Source organism: Anabaena sp. TISTR 8404 (assembly GCF_056847745.1).
Genome location: NZ_CP180578.1, coordinates 5,257,337 through 5,272,903, shown reverse-complemented (window position 1 = coordinate 5,272,903; position 15,567 = coordinate 5,257,337). Strand labels below are relative to the sequence as shown.

Genomic DNA, 15,567 nt, shown 5'->3' with positions numbered 1-15,567 from the left:
CGTGCTTCCTAATTATCCTTTTCTAAAAAAAGTTCTTCCAATATGCCAGAATTTTTAGATAATTTTTTATTTATTTGAAAGCCCATTTTGGCTAATCTATATTTAACAAATTTAGCTTTATCCTGTCCGATCAATTGATTATTTTTCTTTAGTTTTGGCATAATCACTTAAATATAGTTTGATAATATAGGACTCATATTTGATTTATGAAAAAACTCAGTATACCTTAGAGAGCCTTCTTTCCTGTTCCCTGTTCCCTGACTACGTAGATCGTTTCAGAAATCAAACCGGATTCCTATATATTCTCAAAAATTAATCGCTCTATATTCAGTCAAAATATTGATTGTTTTTTCAACCTATTGAAGTTGTGTTTTTATATATTGAAAAGTAACAATAAAAATTTTACTTATTACAGGCTAAACTCAACATAAATATAAATATTTCTCCTAAGTAAATCAAGTCGAAATTAATTCAGTAGGGAAATCCGAACAGCTATTGGGGGAAAATAAGACTGTAAAACAGAGCAATAACATTCACTCTACCTTTAAAATCCTCATTGAGAATCTTTTATCTAACCATAAGTTATGCTAGAACAAGGTACTATCAGTATTCATACTGAGAATATTTTCCCAATTATCAAAAAATCTCTCTACTCAGATCATCAAATATTCCTGCGGGAATTAGTCTCCAATGCTGTAGACGCTATCCAAAAGCTTAAAATGGTATCCCGTGCTGGAGAATACAGCGGTGATGTCGGCGAACCAGAAATTCAAATTTCTATAGACAAAGATAAAAAGACTCTTTCCATTACCGATAATGGTATTGGGATGACCGCAGAGGAAGTCAAAAAATACATTAACCAAGTGGCTTTTTCAAGTGCGGAAGAATTTATCCACAAGTATGAAGGGAAAGCAGACCAACCAATTATCGGTCATTTTGGTTTGGGTTTCTACTCTTCATTTATGGTGGCGCAAAAGGTAGAAATCGATACACTATCTTACAAGGAAGGGTCACAAGCCGTTCACTGGACTTGTGATGGTTCGCCAGAATTTACCTTAGATGAATCTCCCCGTACCACTCGCGGTACTACCATCACCCTCACCCTCATGCCAGATGAGGAAGATTATCTAGAGTCTGCACGAATCAAAAATCTTGTCAAGACTTACTGTGACTTCATGCCAGTACCCATCAAACTGGATGGTGAAGTATTAAACAGACAAAAAGCACCTTGGCGAGAGTCTCCCAGCAGTTTAACTAAGGAAGATTATTCAGAGTTTTATCGTTATCTCTATCCTTTCCAAGAAGAACCGTTGCTCTGGGTACATTTGAATACAGATTATCCCTTTATTATCAACGGCATTCTGTATTTTCCCAAAATGCGTCCAGATGTTGATGTAACAAAGGGGCAAATCAAATTATTCTGCAATCAAGTTTTTGTTAGCGACAACTGCGACGAAATCATTCCGCAATTCCTCATGCCGATGCGGGGTGTAATAGATAGTACTGATATTCCTTTGAATGTGTCGCGCAGTGCTTTACAAGGCGATCGCACCGTCCGCAAAATCGGCGATTATATAGCTAAGAAAGTAGGCGATCGCCTCAAAGAACTTTACCGCGATGATCGTGAGCAGTACATTAATGCTTGGAAGGATCTCGGCACTTTCGTCAAATTTGGCGCTCTCAACGACGAAAAGTTCAAAAAACAAGTCGAAGACATTATCGTCTTCCGTACCACCGCGAACTTTGCCCAAAAAGCGGCTGAAACTCCCGCAGTTGAAGTACAGTCCCAAGAAGGTGATGCTTGGCAAGATATTACTCCAGCAACATCCAGCAGCCTTCCCTACACCACCATCAAAGAATACTTAGAACGCAACAAAGAACGCCACGAGAACCGTGTTTTCTACAGCACCGATGAAGCCAGCCAAGCAACTTACATAGAACTACACAAAAACCAAGGCTTGGAAGTTCTGTTTATGGAATCTTTCATTGACACCCACTTCATCAACTTCTTGGAGCGGGAATATAATGATGTCAAATTTACCCGCGTAGACTCCGACTTAGATAATACCCTGCTAGATAAAGACAAATCTGGCGAAATAGTTGACCCCAAAACCAACAAAACCAAGAGTGAAGTTATCAAAGAGCTATTTGAAAAAGCTCTCAACAAACCCAAAGTTAACATTCGCACCGAAGCCTTAAAATCTGATGATCCTCACGGCACACCTCCAGCAATGGTGTTGTTACCAGAAATTCTTCGCCGCCTGCGAGAAATGAATGCCATGATGCAGCAGCAAAGCGCAGAATTTCCTGAAGACCACATCTTGCTAGTTAATACTGCCCATCCCCTAATTCAAAATCTGGCAAATCTCAGCCAAGGTAGTATTATTCAAGATGGTGGAGAGTCACCTACAGGCCAGCTAGTCAACATGATTTGTCAACACGTTTATGACTTGGCGCTAATGTCTCAGAAAGGGTTTGACGCTGAAGGAATGAAATCTTTCGTCGAGCGCTCAAATGACGTACTTACCAAGCTGACAGAACAAGCCAGTAAGTAATAACTTTTGTAGAGACGTTGGACTGCAACGTCTCTACAGGTGACAAAACCTCAATAGCCTCAACTAAACGGTGTTGTCACATAACCTAGACGCAGATAGCAATTATTAACCCAAAATCTAAAATCCAAAATAGTACAACTCTCCCTGTTCTGTTTCCGAGGCTCTAAAATAGAAAGGTTGTATTAAAATCAAAATTAGCTATGTCTCGTCGCTGTGAACTAACAGGTAAAAAAGCAAATAACGCTTTTGCAATTTCTCACTCTCATCGCCGTACAAAGCGTTTGCAACAGGCCAACCTCCAAACTAAGCGTGTTTGGTGGCAAGGCGGAAATCGCTGGGTAAAACTTAAGCTATCTACCAAAGCCATCAAAACCTTAGAAGTCAAAGGTTTAGAAGCAATGGCTAAAGAAGCAGGTATTAACCTAAATCATTACTAAACCATCAAGCGAAGTGAATTCAACGAGTACAGTATTTATGTACGAAAGGTGAGTAAAAACCTAGTTCTGCAATTATTCGTCCTCATCTTTTAAAAAAGTCAGGATGAGGTAGTAAGATTCGTTAAACTCACCTTCAACAAAGGTATCAACCTTTCATGAATTCCAAATATTGATTATATAAGCCTCCCTATTGCAGGGAGGTTTTTAATTACTTTATATTCTTTACATTCAATTGATATGTTTTCTTTTAAAGTTGGGTAACCTAAGCTTATCTTGCCAAAGATAGCTTCATAAAGTTGCATTCAAATGCAAACTATATCTTTAAAGTTAACATGAAGCATCCGTGTTTTATCCCATATCAGCAACAAATTCATTGGATTGGAAAAATCAGTATTTTCCGAAAAATATAAAAAGTTGAGCAATGATATAACTTAAACATCATTGTCTGGTGTTTTACTGTGTTGAGATATTAGTTCAACAGGTCAAGCAACAATTAAAATCAATAAAAATATTGAACCTGGAGAATTACTCAACAGGTAAATTTCACAATTGCCAAAAAATAATTTAGCATCAAATCACTTGACAGGAAAGCAGTTATGTCTTTAAAACGCCAGCTAGTCAAGATAATCAAAATCACCTCCAAAAAACTTAAGTACTCTTTATTTGTAATTAAAAAGCAAATTAATTGGCTGTTACGAACGTTGTTTCTCAGCAGGAGAAAACGAGACTCTATAAACGCTGGTTTCGTATTGCCAACAGTAGCGATGGTAGCACTGGTAGTTGTTTTATTAACTACTGCAATTTTATTTCGTTCTTTTGAGCGCTCGAAAAATGCCAGTAACGTGCGAGTCAATGAGGCTGTTCTTAACGCTTCTATGCCAGCAGTTGACCGCGCTACATCAAAATTAGAGCAATTATTAAATGACCCTTCACTACCACGCTCTACACCCACTGATGTAGCGCTGTACGACGTTATTAAAAGTAATACTAGATATGACTTTGGTGATGAAACTCGTTTAAAGTTGGCTTACAACTTTAATGGAACGGCAGGTATTCAAACTGATCCAACACTGGAAAATAATGAAACTTTAACTACTGCTTGGAAATTTCCTGTTGATACAGACAACAACGGCAAATTTGATAGCTTTACTATTTACTCTATTTATTTTCGTAGTCCGCCGCGCAATACAAGCAATTTATTTAGTAGAGCCAGAAAACCTTTAGATGCCAGAACACCACCTATGGATAAAAGCCAGGTAGGTGGTGCCTGTGCAGAGGCTGTTGGTACAAGTGCCAGCTTAGTAGGTGACTCTAGCTGGTACAAATCTGGAGGGAATTTAGCAAAAAGCTTTTTTGTTTACACAGCTAATGTACCTATTGATAATCTGAGCGGTCTTGATTCAGCAAAATATGAAAAGGGAAATCGTGGTTTTTCTGCATTAGAGTATCAACAAGACCGAGAGCGTATTCCTGTTAATAATAAAGCGGTCTGGTTTGAAAATGATCTAGAAATTTCTCCTGGTTCTGATTTACTTTTGAACGGTTCAGTTCACACCAACAGCAATTTATTAGCTGGTGGACAATACAGTGGTGTAGATATTGTTTTCCGTCAAGTCAGTAGTAAAAACTCCTGCTATTATGAACCCGACAACGCCAAAATTACAATTGGTGGAAATTTAGGAACAGGAAACGTTTCTCAGACGGTTAATAAAGAGCCAATCAGTGTTCATTTATTTCGTGGTTATAAGGTCAACCCGTGGACTGCTGATCAGACTAGTCCAGCCGTCAAAATTAAAATTGCTGGTGGTACAGACCATAAATCGACCTCAGAAACTGGTGGTAAATGGTTAGGACATAATGATGCTGCTTATAACAAGCGCATCACTTTAATGAAAGAAACGGCTCTCGGTCTTTGTACTAATTGTGCAACACAAACTACAATTGCCAATTTAACGTCGACGGTTCAAGGTATAGCCAGATATCCTCAAGACATTAAAAGTAATTTTGTCACTAGGATCAGCCAAAGTACTGGCTTAGATGTCCCTAGTGCTTATGGCATTTTGGGTGATGAAATCGAACTTTACCTGAGAAACCGTACTCGTCGTGTTCCTTTTAAAGAAGTTAATAGTGCTATACCCACTGATACACAAGCACTTGGTACTTATACAGCCAGTAATGTTTTCCCTGGTAGTACAGAAATTGAAGTACCTGCTGCGTGGAGAGAGATCACCACTACTAATACAGGTTTGACTCTCAGCCTTGACAAACTACCAGCAACGGAACCAGAGAAACAAAAAGACGACGGTAAAGAAAACTATTCAGGCGATCGCGTCTTAATAGGTAATAACTTACCTGCATTCTGGAAGAATAGTGATAATCAATATGTTACAGGTCAAAAAGCTCGTCAACCTGTAGATGGCGGTACAACTAAGTGGAATGACCCCAACATAGAAGCACGTACTCGCGCTTCGCAAATACAACCACAGCTTAACTTGGGTGTAACAGACCGCAATGACTTCTGGGAACAAAAAGCTGTTGAAGATAACTCTGCCAATCCCTTATCGAATGTGGGTGGTTTGCGTGTAATTACAGGTGCAGGTATCTATGTGGATGATGATGGTGCTTCTGGTACTGCTTCGTTTCCCCGTAGTGCGAACTCATTTTTGTCTAATCCTGCTCTAGATACAAATTTTGTAGGTACTGGTGCAGGAAAAATGCCCACTCCCACCCAGTTTAAAGATGCAGGCACAGCACAGGCTAACATACTAGTTTGGCCTGATACCATGCCAATGACGGGAGCGCCTGGTCAAAACCCAAACGGTGATTTACTCATGAGGGCTACAGCAGTTTATCACTTCAAAGACAACGCTGGTACTGCCCAAACTCCCATAGCTTGCGTGAGTAGCTATTACGATCCAACCAATAATATTACTGCTCAAAATCTATCAACTTTAACCGCATCCTGGAAATATCCTTCACCAGCAGATCAAAGTACAACTGCGGGTAAGTCCAATAACGGTATTGTTTATGCTTTCCCTGGCAGAACCATTAGTAGTGCTAATCTTACAATCCTCAAACGTCAGGCAAGATTAGTCTTTCCCAATGGACGTATTGCCAACGAACCTTTGAGAAGGGCAATGGAAAAATACACAAGCAATAGTAATGCCTTTACTAATTTCACAATGGAAGATTATTCCGCTGTTGATACTGCTTTGTGTGCGCTTTCCATTCGCGCTGGTGCAACACCAGCTACAGGCGCTAACCTCAAAGTGCCTCATGGTGCGATTAGAGAAGCAACCTTTCTAGATGCCAGAGAAGTTAAAGCTTTGCAAAAACGCACTGACTATCAAACTGGTAGCCAAGGCGAATACAACTTGGACTTAGAACAGCGTCAGCCATTAGAGATTCGCGTTACCGAAATAGATTTAGGTCGGCTTGCAAGTACAACTATTGCTACCAGTGAGTATTTATTGCCCAAGAGTGGCATTATTTATGCTACTCGTGATGATGCTCTCCCTGATTTAAGTTACAAAACCATTGAATCTGGTGCTTCAGCGGATAAAGCACTCTTATTTAGTCAAACTGACTTTAAACTCGACCCCACCCGCCGTCCCAACGGTATTCGACTCATCAATGGCAGCAACTTGGCGCGAGGCGGAACCAATAGTGCGACTTACAATCCTTCAGAAAAGGGCTTAATTTTAGTCAGTAACGCACCAGTTTACGTTAAGGGCAATTTTAACCTGCATCAAACACCCAGTGGTACTGCGGTTGAAGAGTTTTCTGACTATAGCGAGACTAACTCCAGCCAATTCTACAACCGAGCAACATTTAATAGTAATTTCGCTTGTCGTCCAGGAAGAGGTGCATGTCCTAGTACTGATGGTGACGTATGGCGACCCTCAACTATTTTGGCTGATTCTATTACACTTTTATCTGGAGATTTCCAAGACGGTTTCCGCAATCATGGTGATTACGACCTGAGAGACAATGCCAGCAGTATCCCTGATGCACAGTTGGTTAACAATTTTGTGACCAGTGCTAACTGGGCAAGTTCTACTGGATATCCACTTAGTACTTTCAAAACTTCTTATCTCGCCAATGGTGTCACACCAATTCAGCGCCGTACTGACTTTAATGAGTATCTGATGGAGGTTTGTGTCAAAGTACCAGCGACAACCTGTGGAGATGGAGACTGGTATATTAAACCTGGTACTACTGGTGCATTAAAAGTATCAGATATTACTGCTGATGGAACTGTTGCTCTTGACATTACAAACACGCATCAAGCTGGTACAACTGCTCAACCTGCTGTTCCACAATACCAAAGCTACGCTCGTAGAGTAGCTTTCGTAAGAGATATCAACAATAAATTGCTAGATAGTAGCGGTACTGTAATTGCCGATGCCACAGCAGCTAGTACGAAGCTACCAGTACCAATAGGCATTGATAGTAGTGGAAGAGTACAAAAGTACCCCTACAGTACTTTCAACACTAGTAGACCTCGCTCTGTTACTAATAAATCAGCATTATGGTTTAAAACTACCAATAGAACTGCTAGTCCAATTGATCCTACAAGCAATGAATATTACGCAGTTGATCAACCACTTTTCTTAAAGTCCCGACCATTTGATACTCAACAACCTCAACTAGTACCTGTACTCCAAATCTACAGTCCTGAAGGAACTCCCAGTAATGCCTTTACTCCAGGAGCAAAATCACCAGGAATACAAAAAGAATGGGTGCAAAAAGTAAGCAGTGACACAATTTTCAATTCTAGTTTTGTTTCAGGTAACAGCCCTAGCCGCCCAGAAGAAGAATCAGCAGGTTTACAGAACTTTGTTCGCTTTCTAGAGTTTTGGGGTGGTGATGGTAGTACTCAGTATGCAGCCAAGATTAGGGGTAGTTTCATTCAATTCAAGCGCAGCAGCTATGCTACAGCACCTTTTGCAAGTATCACGACAGCTGATGCAACAGCAACTAGTGTAGATGCAACTAATAACCGTAGCTTCTTTGATTTCCCCTACATGACATATTGGACTAACAAAGGATCTCCTGAAGGTACAACAGCTTACTACACACCACCAAATAGAGATTGGGGTTTTGATGTAGCGTTGTTATCTCAATTACCAGACTTATTTGCTCAAAGATTTACTGTGCCACAAGCAGGGCCACCAGCAGAGTATTTCCGCGAAGTTGGTAGGGATGATGACTGGGTGAAAACTTTGTTGTGTGCGGCTCAAGGTTCAAGTTATGCAGTTCCATCTAGTTATCGTCCTTCAAATTGTCCAAGTACTCCTTATCCTTAAAAATACTGCTTGAAGGTTGGGTAATTCATCATGATTAGACATAAGCAATTCAGTCAACAAATAAAAGTGGCAAAGATAGCAATAAGAGTAAGATCTGCTGAATCTGGGGAAGGTGGTTTTACAATCATCGAGTCTTTAGTAGCGTTGCTGATCGTTGCTATTTTAATGACAGCGATCGCACCTGCACTGGTTTTATCATTTGCTACTCGTGTTCAAGCAAGACGTGTTGAATTAGGAAGCCACGCAGCTAGAGCTTACATTGATGGGGTTAAAGCTGGGTCAATTCCTGTTCCTAACCAAGTAGTTCAACTGAGTGAGGTTAATGCGACTAACAAGACTTTTAACTCACAACGGGGTACTTTCTCTGGAGTCGCAGCGCCTAGTTCAAATTTGCCTTCCCCCTGTTCTAGCGGCTACTGTCAAAATAGTCTCACTCCAACCACAAGCACAACTAGTTTGTATTGCATAGATCGGGATAACACTGGTGGTTGTACAAATAATAGTTCTCAAGACTTGGTAATTCAAGCATTTCGCAGTACTACTGCTACCACCGTTAGTCCTGCCAATGATGACTATACCAAAGGATACCTTTTAGGTGTTCGCGTTTACAGAGCAGATGCATTTAGAGGCGGCACACTCAAGAAAAGGACATCTGATACTACTGGACAACCCGATAACCCTAAAGCAAGTACTTTTGCTGCTGGCTTGGGCGATCGCTACGCACCATTAATCGAGATTGTGACGGAAGTTTCATCTAAACAAACCAAATTCCAAGATTACTGCTCTCGTTTTGGAGGTTGTCAGTAAATCGCCCATGAAAAATAGCTTAAATAATTCAGGAGAAAACTGCCAGATGAAAAATTTACTCAGATTTCTTCTCAAAATCCAGCTGCAAAAATATCAGCATTTGCAGTCACAAAAAGGTTTTACTCTAGTCGAGTTATTGGTAGCTTTGATTCTGGCATTTCTGGTCATCACACCTTTACTAGGATTCATGATTGATGTGATGAACACAGACCGCAAAGAACAGGCAAAATCCACATCAGAACAAGAAATACAGTCAGCATTAGCATATATTGCCCAAGATATGGAACAAGCAGTATATATCTATGATGCTGATGGAATATATGGAAAAACCACAACAGTAAATGGAGAAACGATAACGATCAACGGAGTTTTAAGTCAATTACCAGATGGAACAAATTCAAACCCTGATAAAGTACCTGTACTTGTTTTTTGGAAGCGCTACTTTTTAAATAAAGACCAAACTGTTCCAACTTCTGCTACTACTAGTACTACAGCAGGTTGCTTATACAACCTTCCTAGTGGTGGTGGTTGTAACGACCAAGATTATATGCTTTATTCTTTGGTAGCTTATTATTTAGTTAAAGATAATAATACTACCTGGAATTCTACTACTACACGCATTGTCAGATGGGAAATTAGAGACGGGATTCGTGATGTTACTGCTTCTCAAAGTCGTTCAGAAACTGTAAATGGTACGACAAAAACTGTGAAATATCGGGTGTTACCTAGTAAGGGCTTTATGCCTTTTAACCTCTCTTTAGAAGGAGATTTAAAGAGAAAGCTAGGTAATTGGACAAAGCATTCAGAAAGTTACGATTTAAGCACAAATCAGTTAACTACGTTAGTTGATTATATTGACCAAACATCAAGTGGAACACCAGCCTTAGCAGCTTGTAATACAGCAGCAGGTGAGCAACAAGTTCCAGACTATACCAAAACAAATGTTCCTACTACCTTTAGAACAGGAAGTTTTTATGCTTGTGTAAACGCAAGTAAATACATAGCAAGAGTTTATATCAGAGGTAATGCTCTAGCTCGAATTCAAACTGGCGCTCAATATAATTCTCAGCAATCTGCTTATTTCCCAACCGCAAATATTCAGATTAAAGGTCGTGGCTTCCTTGGTATTGAGTAAACTGGAGCATAACTATGAAAAGTTTAATAATCTGTAAATCTGGAAAACAATCTGCAAAAAAACGAGTTAATTACCTTGACAAGCAATCCTTCATAACCAAGCATTACGCGTATAAATATATTTCTCAAGCAAACGCTGGATTTTCTTTAGTAGAAATTATCGCAGTAGTTTTGATGGTTGGTATTTTAGCGGTAATTGCAATTCCATCCTGGAATGCTTTTATTAACAGACAACGGCTAAATAAAGCTAATGATGCTGTTTTAAATACATTGCAAGAAGTACAACAAGAAGCTAAAAATAAAAAGCTGAAATATAGTGTCAGTTTTAGAAATAATAATAATCTACCAGAAATAATTTTTCATGCTGATTCAGAAACTGTTAACTCTTCTTCTCCGTGGAAAACTTTAGGTGGGAATTTAGGCTTAAAAAGTGGACAAGTGTGGATCGGAACTAATCTAAATACTCCTCCCAATAATAGTAATATTTTAGTGATTCCAAATGATGGTAACACGTTTAAAAAAATTACATTTGATTACAATGGTACTATACCTATAGATACTACAGTACCAATAAAAATAGTAGTAGCTGCGCCTGTAGGTGGAAATCCCACACAGGCTAGTGGACTAAAGCGATGTGTGATTATAGAAACCCTCCTTGGAGGAATGCGAACCGCTAAAGATAATCAATGTAATTAAATAACTAATCTATAAGAAAATGTCGATTGAATTTACGGTAGCAATACCCACTTATAATGGAGCCAATCGTTTACCTGAATTGCTAGAAAAACTACGCAATCAAGTTAATATTGAAAACTTTCAATGGGAAATTATTGTTGTAGATAATAATAGCACTGACCATACAGCAAAACTGGTGCAAAACTATCAAGAAAATTGGCAAAAGCCCTACACTTTAAGATATTGTTTTGAACCACAACAGGGAGCAGCATTCGCCAGAAAACACGCTGTTAAAGCCGCAAAAGGTCAATTAATTGGTTTTTTGGATGATGATAACTATCCAGATTTAAATTGGGTAGCAACAGCTTATGCTTTTGCTAAAAAGTATCCGATGGCTGGTGCTTACGCTAGTCAAATACATCCTTTATGGGAAACGGAACCACCAGCAAATTTTCAGCGAATTGCTCCTTTTTTAGCAATCACAGAGCGAGGTAATTTACCTTTACTATATAAACCAGAAAAAAAATTACTTCCACCATCTGCGGGGCTTGTTATCCGGCGACAAGCTTGGTTAGAAAGTGTCCCAAATAATTTTATATTAACCGGTCGCACTGCTGAAAATATGGTAACAGGCGAAGACTTAGAAATGTTATCTTATATTCAAAAGTCTGGCTGGGAAATTTGGTATAATCCAGAAATGGAAATTTACCATAAAATTAGCGCTTCTCGTTTAAAAAGAGATTATTTAATTCCTTTTTTTCGAGGTATTGGTTTTAGCCGCTGTGTGACTCGCATGGTTAATGTCAAACCTTGGGTAAGACCAGTGGCATTATTAGCTTATATGTTAAATGATATCCGCAAAATATTATTACATTTAGTTAAATACCAATCAAAAATCCAAACTGATTTGGTTATAGCATGTGAAATGCAGTTATTTATTAGTAGTTTAATCAGTCCGTTTTATCTTTGGAGTAAAAGGTATTTCAATAAATAAGTTAACTGTGTAAAATTAAATTTTAAATTATCAGGACTGATTAATATTTTGGGTGCATAAAAATTTGAATAAGAATATAGTGTATTTTATATTTATATCTACTACTAAAAATTATAAATATGACTCTATTAGTGGATTTACACTACCAGAAATATTAGTAACCGTTGTCGTTATTGGTTTATTAGTTGCTTTGGCTTTACCGCAATGGTTAGCTTTTGTAGATATTCAGCGTCTTAATGCTGCACAAGATGAAGTTTATCGTGCTATGCAACAAGCTAAAAGCCAAGCTGCTAAAGATAAGGTAACTTGGCAAACTAGTTTTCGTAAACAAAATGAAATTATAAAATGGTCGGTTCATCCTTCTAACGTAAATTCATCTGATGCTAACTGGAATGCGCTAGATAAAAACGTGCAATTAGACGAAACAGAAACAACTTTGCAACAGTCCGGTGAAATACGCCAAGTTCAGTTTGACTACAGAGGTAATGTTAAAGTATTAGGACAGATAACATTTTCCAGTAAGTATGATAGAAAAACTAGGCGGTGCGTCTATGCTTCTACACTTATAGGCGCAATGCGAAAAGGGAAAGAACATTCTACCGCTAATGAAAGCGGTAAGTATTGCTACTAAAATAATTGGAGTTGATCAAAAATAAGGTTATTGCGTGCTGAAATTATTAGAAGTCCAAAAACAGCACTTAATTATTTTTACGCGCTATCCAGAACCAGGAAATACTAAAACTCGGCTGATACCAGCTTTGGGTAGTATTGGTGCTGCTAAGGTGCAACAGCAGATGACTGAATATACTATGTTGCAAGCCCAAGAACTGCGAAAAGCTATTGGTATCTCTGTAGAAGTACGGTTTGCTGGAGGGAATTTGCAATTAATGCAAGATTGGTTAGGGTTGGAACTACTTTACCAATCTCAAGGTGAAGGTGATTTGGGTTCACGGATGGCGCGATCGCTTTTTGATGCTTTCCAAAAAAGTGCCGAATATGTGATTATCATTGGCACCGATTGCCCTGAACTAACTTCCCAAATTTTGGTAACAGCTTTCCAACAATTACAAACTGTTGACTTGGTACTTGGCCCAGCTATTGATGGTGGCTACTACTTAATTGGTTTACGCCGCCTCATCCCAGAATTATTCGCTAACATCGACTGGGGAACTTCTCAGGTATTGCAACAAACAGTGGCTATTGCAGACCAACTTGGTTTATCACCTATATACTTACCTGCTTTAGCTGATGTTGACCGACCAGAGGATTTGCCAATTTGGAAGCAGGTTTTTCAGCAGAAAGTTGGGATGGGAGAGAATAACGAGGTAGAAGTTTAAAATAACAGTCACTAAAATCAGCTAATCTCGTATCTTCAAACACCTGGTATTTTCTGAAGACACTCAAGTTAACAAGTGCTACTGTGGTGTAGTTTCAAACCTACAGGTAACTACTAGTACTTCAATTGCCTTTTCTACATAAGAGATAGTTTTATTGAACAGGCAAAGTTATGGGAACAATATTCCAGTAACTTTAAATAGGACAATCAAGCTGATTCACTATAAGTTTGGAAAATATGACTAATCGTTTTACTTCCGGGAACGCAGCCCTCGCACTCAAAGTGATAGGGGTAGTTTTAATTTTGTCCTTTTTGCTGGACTTTTTAATTTTGTTGCTGCCCTTTCAACCCACTGATCGTGGATGGCAAATTAACTTAGCAACAGCCCTAGTTGACCGAGGCATTGTACCTATGGTGGGTCTGGGTTCCCTGTTGATTGGGTATTGGATTGATGGTGCTAGTGATGGTGGCTCCAGAGGCATTGACTTGCGGCTCCCAGCTTTTATACTGTCCAGTATCTTGGGGCTAATTTTCTTGTTGATTTTCCCGTTGCACCTGAATAACGTTAATCAAGCCAAAGCCCAGACAATAAATCAAATTACTCAAGAAGCAGATCAGGCAGAAAAACAACTAGACACCCAGTTAAATCAATTTCAAGCGCAACTAAATACCGATCAGGGCAAAGCACAATTAGAACAACTCCGAGCCCAAGCAAGAGCCCAGTTTTCTGATTTGCTCAAAGACGAGCAAAAGTACAAACAAGCCCTTGAAAGTCCTCAGCTGCCACAATCACAGAAAGATTTACTCAAGAAGTTTAAAGCTAATCCTCAAGAACTGGACAAATTTATTGCCCAACAAACCGATCCTCAAGGATTGGCAACTCAAAGAAAAGCTCAGATTCGCCAGCGTAAGGAAGATGCTGAAAAACAAGCTAGAGACAATGCGTGGAAGTCTGGATTACGGATTGGCATTAGCAGTCTTTTATTATCTATTGGGTACATTATTATCGGCTGGACAGGATTAAGAGGTGGCGGTGCGTTACAAACAGGTGGACGTAAAGCTGCTGCACGATAAAGAAAGAATGAAGGATGAAGGATGAAGTATGAAATTTATGACTTCAGACTTCATACTTCAAATTTCAGACTTTTTAGTAATTAACTGTTAGTAAAATCGCTATAAAATCTGCAAATGTTCTCAATTTACATACTGACATATAACGAAGAACTAGATATTACACCTTGTATTGAGTCGGCAATGCTATCGGATGACATTATAGTTGTGGACTCATGTAGTAGCGATCGCACTGTGGAAATCGCTAGTTGCTATCCCGCCCGCGTTGTCCAACACGCGTTTGAAAGCCACGGTCGTCAACGTACTTGGATGTTAGAGTCTATCCCCCCAAAATACGAGTGGGTTTATATTCTTGAAGCTGACGAACGCATGACACCAGAATTATTTACTGAATGCACACAAGCAACGCAGAATCCAAACTACATTGGTTACTACGTTGCCGAACGGGTAATGTTCATGAATCGTTGGATTCGCTACAGCACCCAATATCCGCGTTATCAGATGCGTCTTTTCCGCCACGGTAGGGTATGGTTTACAGACTATGGTCACACTGAACGGGAAGTTTGTGACGGTGCTACTAGCTTTTTGAAAGAAACTTACCCACATTACACTTGCAGCAAGGGTTTGAGCCGTTGGATTGAAAAACACAATCGTTATTCCACAGATGAAGCGAGAGAGACACTACATCAACTCGAAAATGGCAAAGTTGACTGGCGAGATTTATTTTTTGGCAAGACGGAAGTAGAAAGACGGCGTGCCTTAAAAGATTTGTCTTTGCGTTTACCTGCTAGGCCTTTGCTACGCTTTTTATATATGTATTTTCTTTTAGGTGGCTGCTTAGACGGTCGTGCTGGAATGGCTTGGTGTACATTGCAGGCTTTTTATGAATATCTGATTTTGCTGAAAGTATGGGAAATGAAGTATCTACCTATGCCTAGCTTAGAAAACACAACACATCAAAGTGAAGATAGCAAAGTTGTCGCTATACCAACTGTTGGAGAAGGATGAAGGCTGAAGTCTGAAGTGTAAAATTTGTTTTTATGCTTTAGCCTTCATCCTTGATAGTTACTAATCACCTACTTTTATTAAAATTTATAACAAAAGTTTTTCAGAAAAACTTCCTGGGCTTCCTGGCTAGTTCTGGACTAGTTAAAAGCTCTTTTTTAGTTGTAATACCTAGCTTTCGGAATTATAGGCAGATTTTGATTTAGCGCGGTAGGATCAGTAATAATTAAAATAATTGCAACAA

The 15,567-nt window shown here is 39.2% G+C and carries 12 protein-coding genes; 11 read left to right on the top strand and 1 reads right to left on the bottom strand.

The annotated features are described in order from the left end of the window. Positions 1-8: 8 nt before the first annotated feature. The gene (locus ACMX3D_RS22845; protein ID WP_482748101.1) at positions 9-161 is read right to left on the bottom strand and encodes a hypothetical protein; all 153 of its coding nucleotides are present in this window, start codon (positions 159-161) and stop codon (positions 9-11) included. A gap of 423 nt (positions 162-584) precedes the next feature. On the opposite strand from ACMX3D_RS22845, the gene htpG reads away from it, so the two are divergent. The 11 genes from htpG to ACMX3D_RS22790 all read left to right on the top strand — a co-directional run bounded on the left by htpG (position 585) and on the right by ACMX3D_RS22790 (position 15,326). Next, on the top strand, positions 585-2,555 hold the full coding sequence (htpG, locus tag ACMX3D_RS22840; RefSeq protein ID WP_482748100.1) for a molecular chaperone HtpG: 1,971 nt from the start codon (positions 585-587) through the stop codon (positions 2,553-2,555). Between the two features lie 200 nt (positions 2,556-2,755). Then, positions 2,756-2,992, top strand: coding sequence for a 50S ribosomal protein L28 (gene rpmB / locus ACMX3D_RS22835; RefSeq protein WP_229537886.1), 237 nt, complete (start codon positions 2,756-2,758; stop codon positions 2,990-2,992). A 596-nt stretch (positions 2,993-3,588) separates the two neighbouring features. After that, positions 3,589-8,301 carry a hormogonium polysaccharide biosynthesis protein HpsA gene (gene hpsA, locus ACMX3D_RS22830; RefSeq protein ID WP_482748099.1) on the top strand — a complete coding sequence of 1,571 codons (4,713 nt, stop codon included), beginning with the start codon at positions 3,589-3,591 and terminating at the stop codon, positions 8,299-8,301. A 30-nt stretch (positions 8,302-8,331) separates the two neighbouring features. Further along, positions 8,332-9,108 carry a hormogonium polysaccharide secretion pseudopilin HpsB gene (gene hpsB / locus ACMX3D_RS22825; RefSeq protein ID WP_482748098.1) on the top strand — a complete coding sequence of 259 codons (777 nt, stop codon included), beginning with the start codon at positions 8,332-8,334 and terminating at the stop codon, positions 9,106-9,108. A 46-nt stretch (positions 9,109-9,154) separates the two neighbouring features. Then, positions 9,155-10,243: a hormogonium polysaccharide secretion pseudopilin HpsC gene (gene hpsC, locus ACMX3D_RS22820; protein ID WP_482748097.1), complete on the top strand. Its 1,089-nt coding sequence runs from the start codon at positions 9,155-9,157 to the stop codon at positions 10,241-10,243. A 14-nt stretch (positions 10,244-10,257) separates the two neighbouring features. After that, positions 10,258-10,938 (top strand): pilus assembly FimT family protein, encoded by a 681-nt coding sequence (locus ACMX3D_RS22815; protein WP_482748096.1) that lies wholly within the window; start codon positions 10,258-10,260, stop codon positions 10,936-10,938. Between the two features lie 19 nt (positions 10,939-10,957). Next, positions 10,958-11,911: a hormogonium polysaccharide biosynthesis glycosyltransferase HpsE gene (gene hpsE / locus ACMX3D_RS22810; RefSeq protein ID WP_482748095.1), complete on the top strand. Its 954-nt coding sequence runs from the start codon at positions 10,958-10,960 to the stop codon at positions 11,909-11,911. 79 nt (positions 11,912-11,990) lie between these two features. After that, on the top strand, positions 11,991-12,542 hold the full coding sequence (locus ACMX3D_RS22805) for a GspH/FimT family pseudopilin (RefSeq protein WP_482748094.1): 552 nt from the start codon (positions 11,991-11,993) through the stop codon (positions 12,540-12,542). Between the two features lie 34 nt (positions 12,543-12,576). Further along, on the top strand, positions 12,577-13,248 hold the full coding sequence (locus ACMX3D_RS22800; RefSeq protein ID WP_482748093.1) for a TIGR04282 family arsenosugar biosynthesis glycosyltransferase: 672 nt from the start codon (positions 12,577-12,579) through the stop codon (positions 13,246-13,248). 236 nt (positions 13,249-13,484) lie between these two features. Further along, entirely contained in the window at positions 13,485-14,321 is an 837-nt protein-coding gene (hpsJ-B, locus tag ACMX3D_RS22795) for a hormogonium polysaccharide biosynthesis protein HpsJ (RefSeq protein ID WP_482748092.1), read from the top strand. Positions 14,322-14,435: 114 nt separating this feature from the next. Further along, positions 14,436-15,326: a glycosyltransferase family 2 protein gene (locus tag ACMX3D_RS22790; protein ID WP_482748091.1), complete on the top strand. Its 891-nt coding sequence runs from the start codon at positions 14,436-14,438 to the stop codon at positions 15,324-15,326. Positions 15,327-15,567: the final 241 nt, after the last annotated feature.

Excerpts from the sequence above, each read along its gene's own strand:
- ACMX3D_RS22845 (WP_482748101.1), bottom strand. The coding sequence starts at position 161 with ATGCCAAAACTAAAGAAAAATAATCAATTGATCGGACAGGATAAAGCT.
- htpG (WP_482748100.1), top strand. The coding sequence starts at position 585 with ATGCTAGAACAAGGTACTATCAGTATTCATACTGAGAATATTTTCCCA.
- rpmB (WP_229537886.1), top strand. The coding sequence starts at position 2,756 with ATGTCTCGTCGCTGTGAACTAACAGGTAAAAAAGCAAATAACGCTTTT.
- hpsA (WP_482748099.1), top strand. The coding sequence starts at position 3,589 with ATGTCTTTAAAACGCCAGCTAGTCAAGATAATCAAAATCACCTCCAAA.
- hpsB (WP_482748098.1), top strand. The coding sequence starts at position 8,332 with ATGATTAGACATAAGCAATTCAGTCAACAAATAAAAGTGGCAAAGATA.
- hpsC (WP_482748097.1), top strand. The coding sequence starts at position 9,155 with ATGAAAAATTTACTCAGATTTCTTCTCAAAATCCAGCTGCAAAAATAT.
- ACMX3D_RS22815 (WP_482748096.1), top strand. The coding sequence starts at position 10,258 with ATGAAAAGTTTAATAATCTGTAAATCTGGAAAACAATCTGCAAAAAAA.
- hpsE (WP_482748095.1), top strand. The coding sequence starts at position 10,958 with ATGTCGATTGAATTTACGGTAGCAATACCCACTTATAATGGAGCCAAT.
- hpsJ-B (WP_482748092.1), top strand. The coding sequence starts at position 13,485 with ATGACTAATCGTTTTACTTCCGGGAACGCAGCCCTCGCACTCAAAGTG.
- ACMX3D_RS22790 (WP_482748091.1), top strand. The coding sequence starts at position 14,436 with ATGTTCTCAATTTACATACTGACATATAACGAAGAACTAGATATTACA.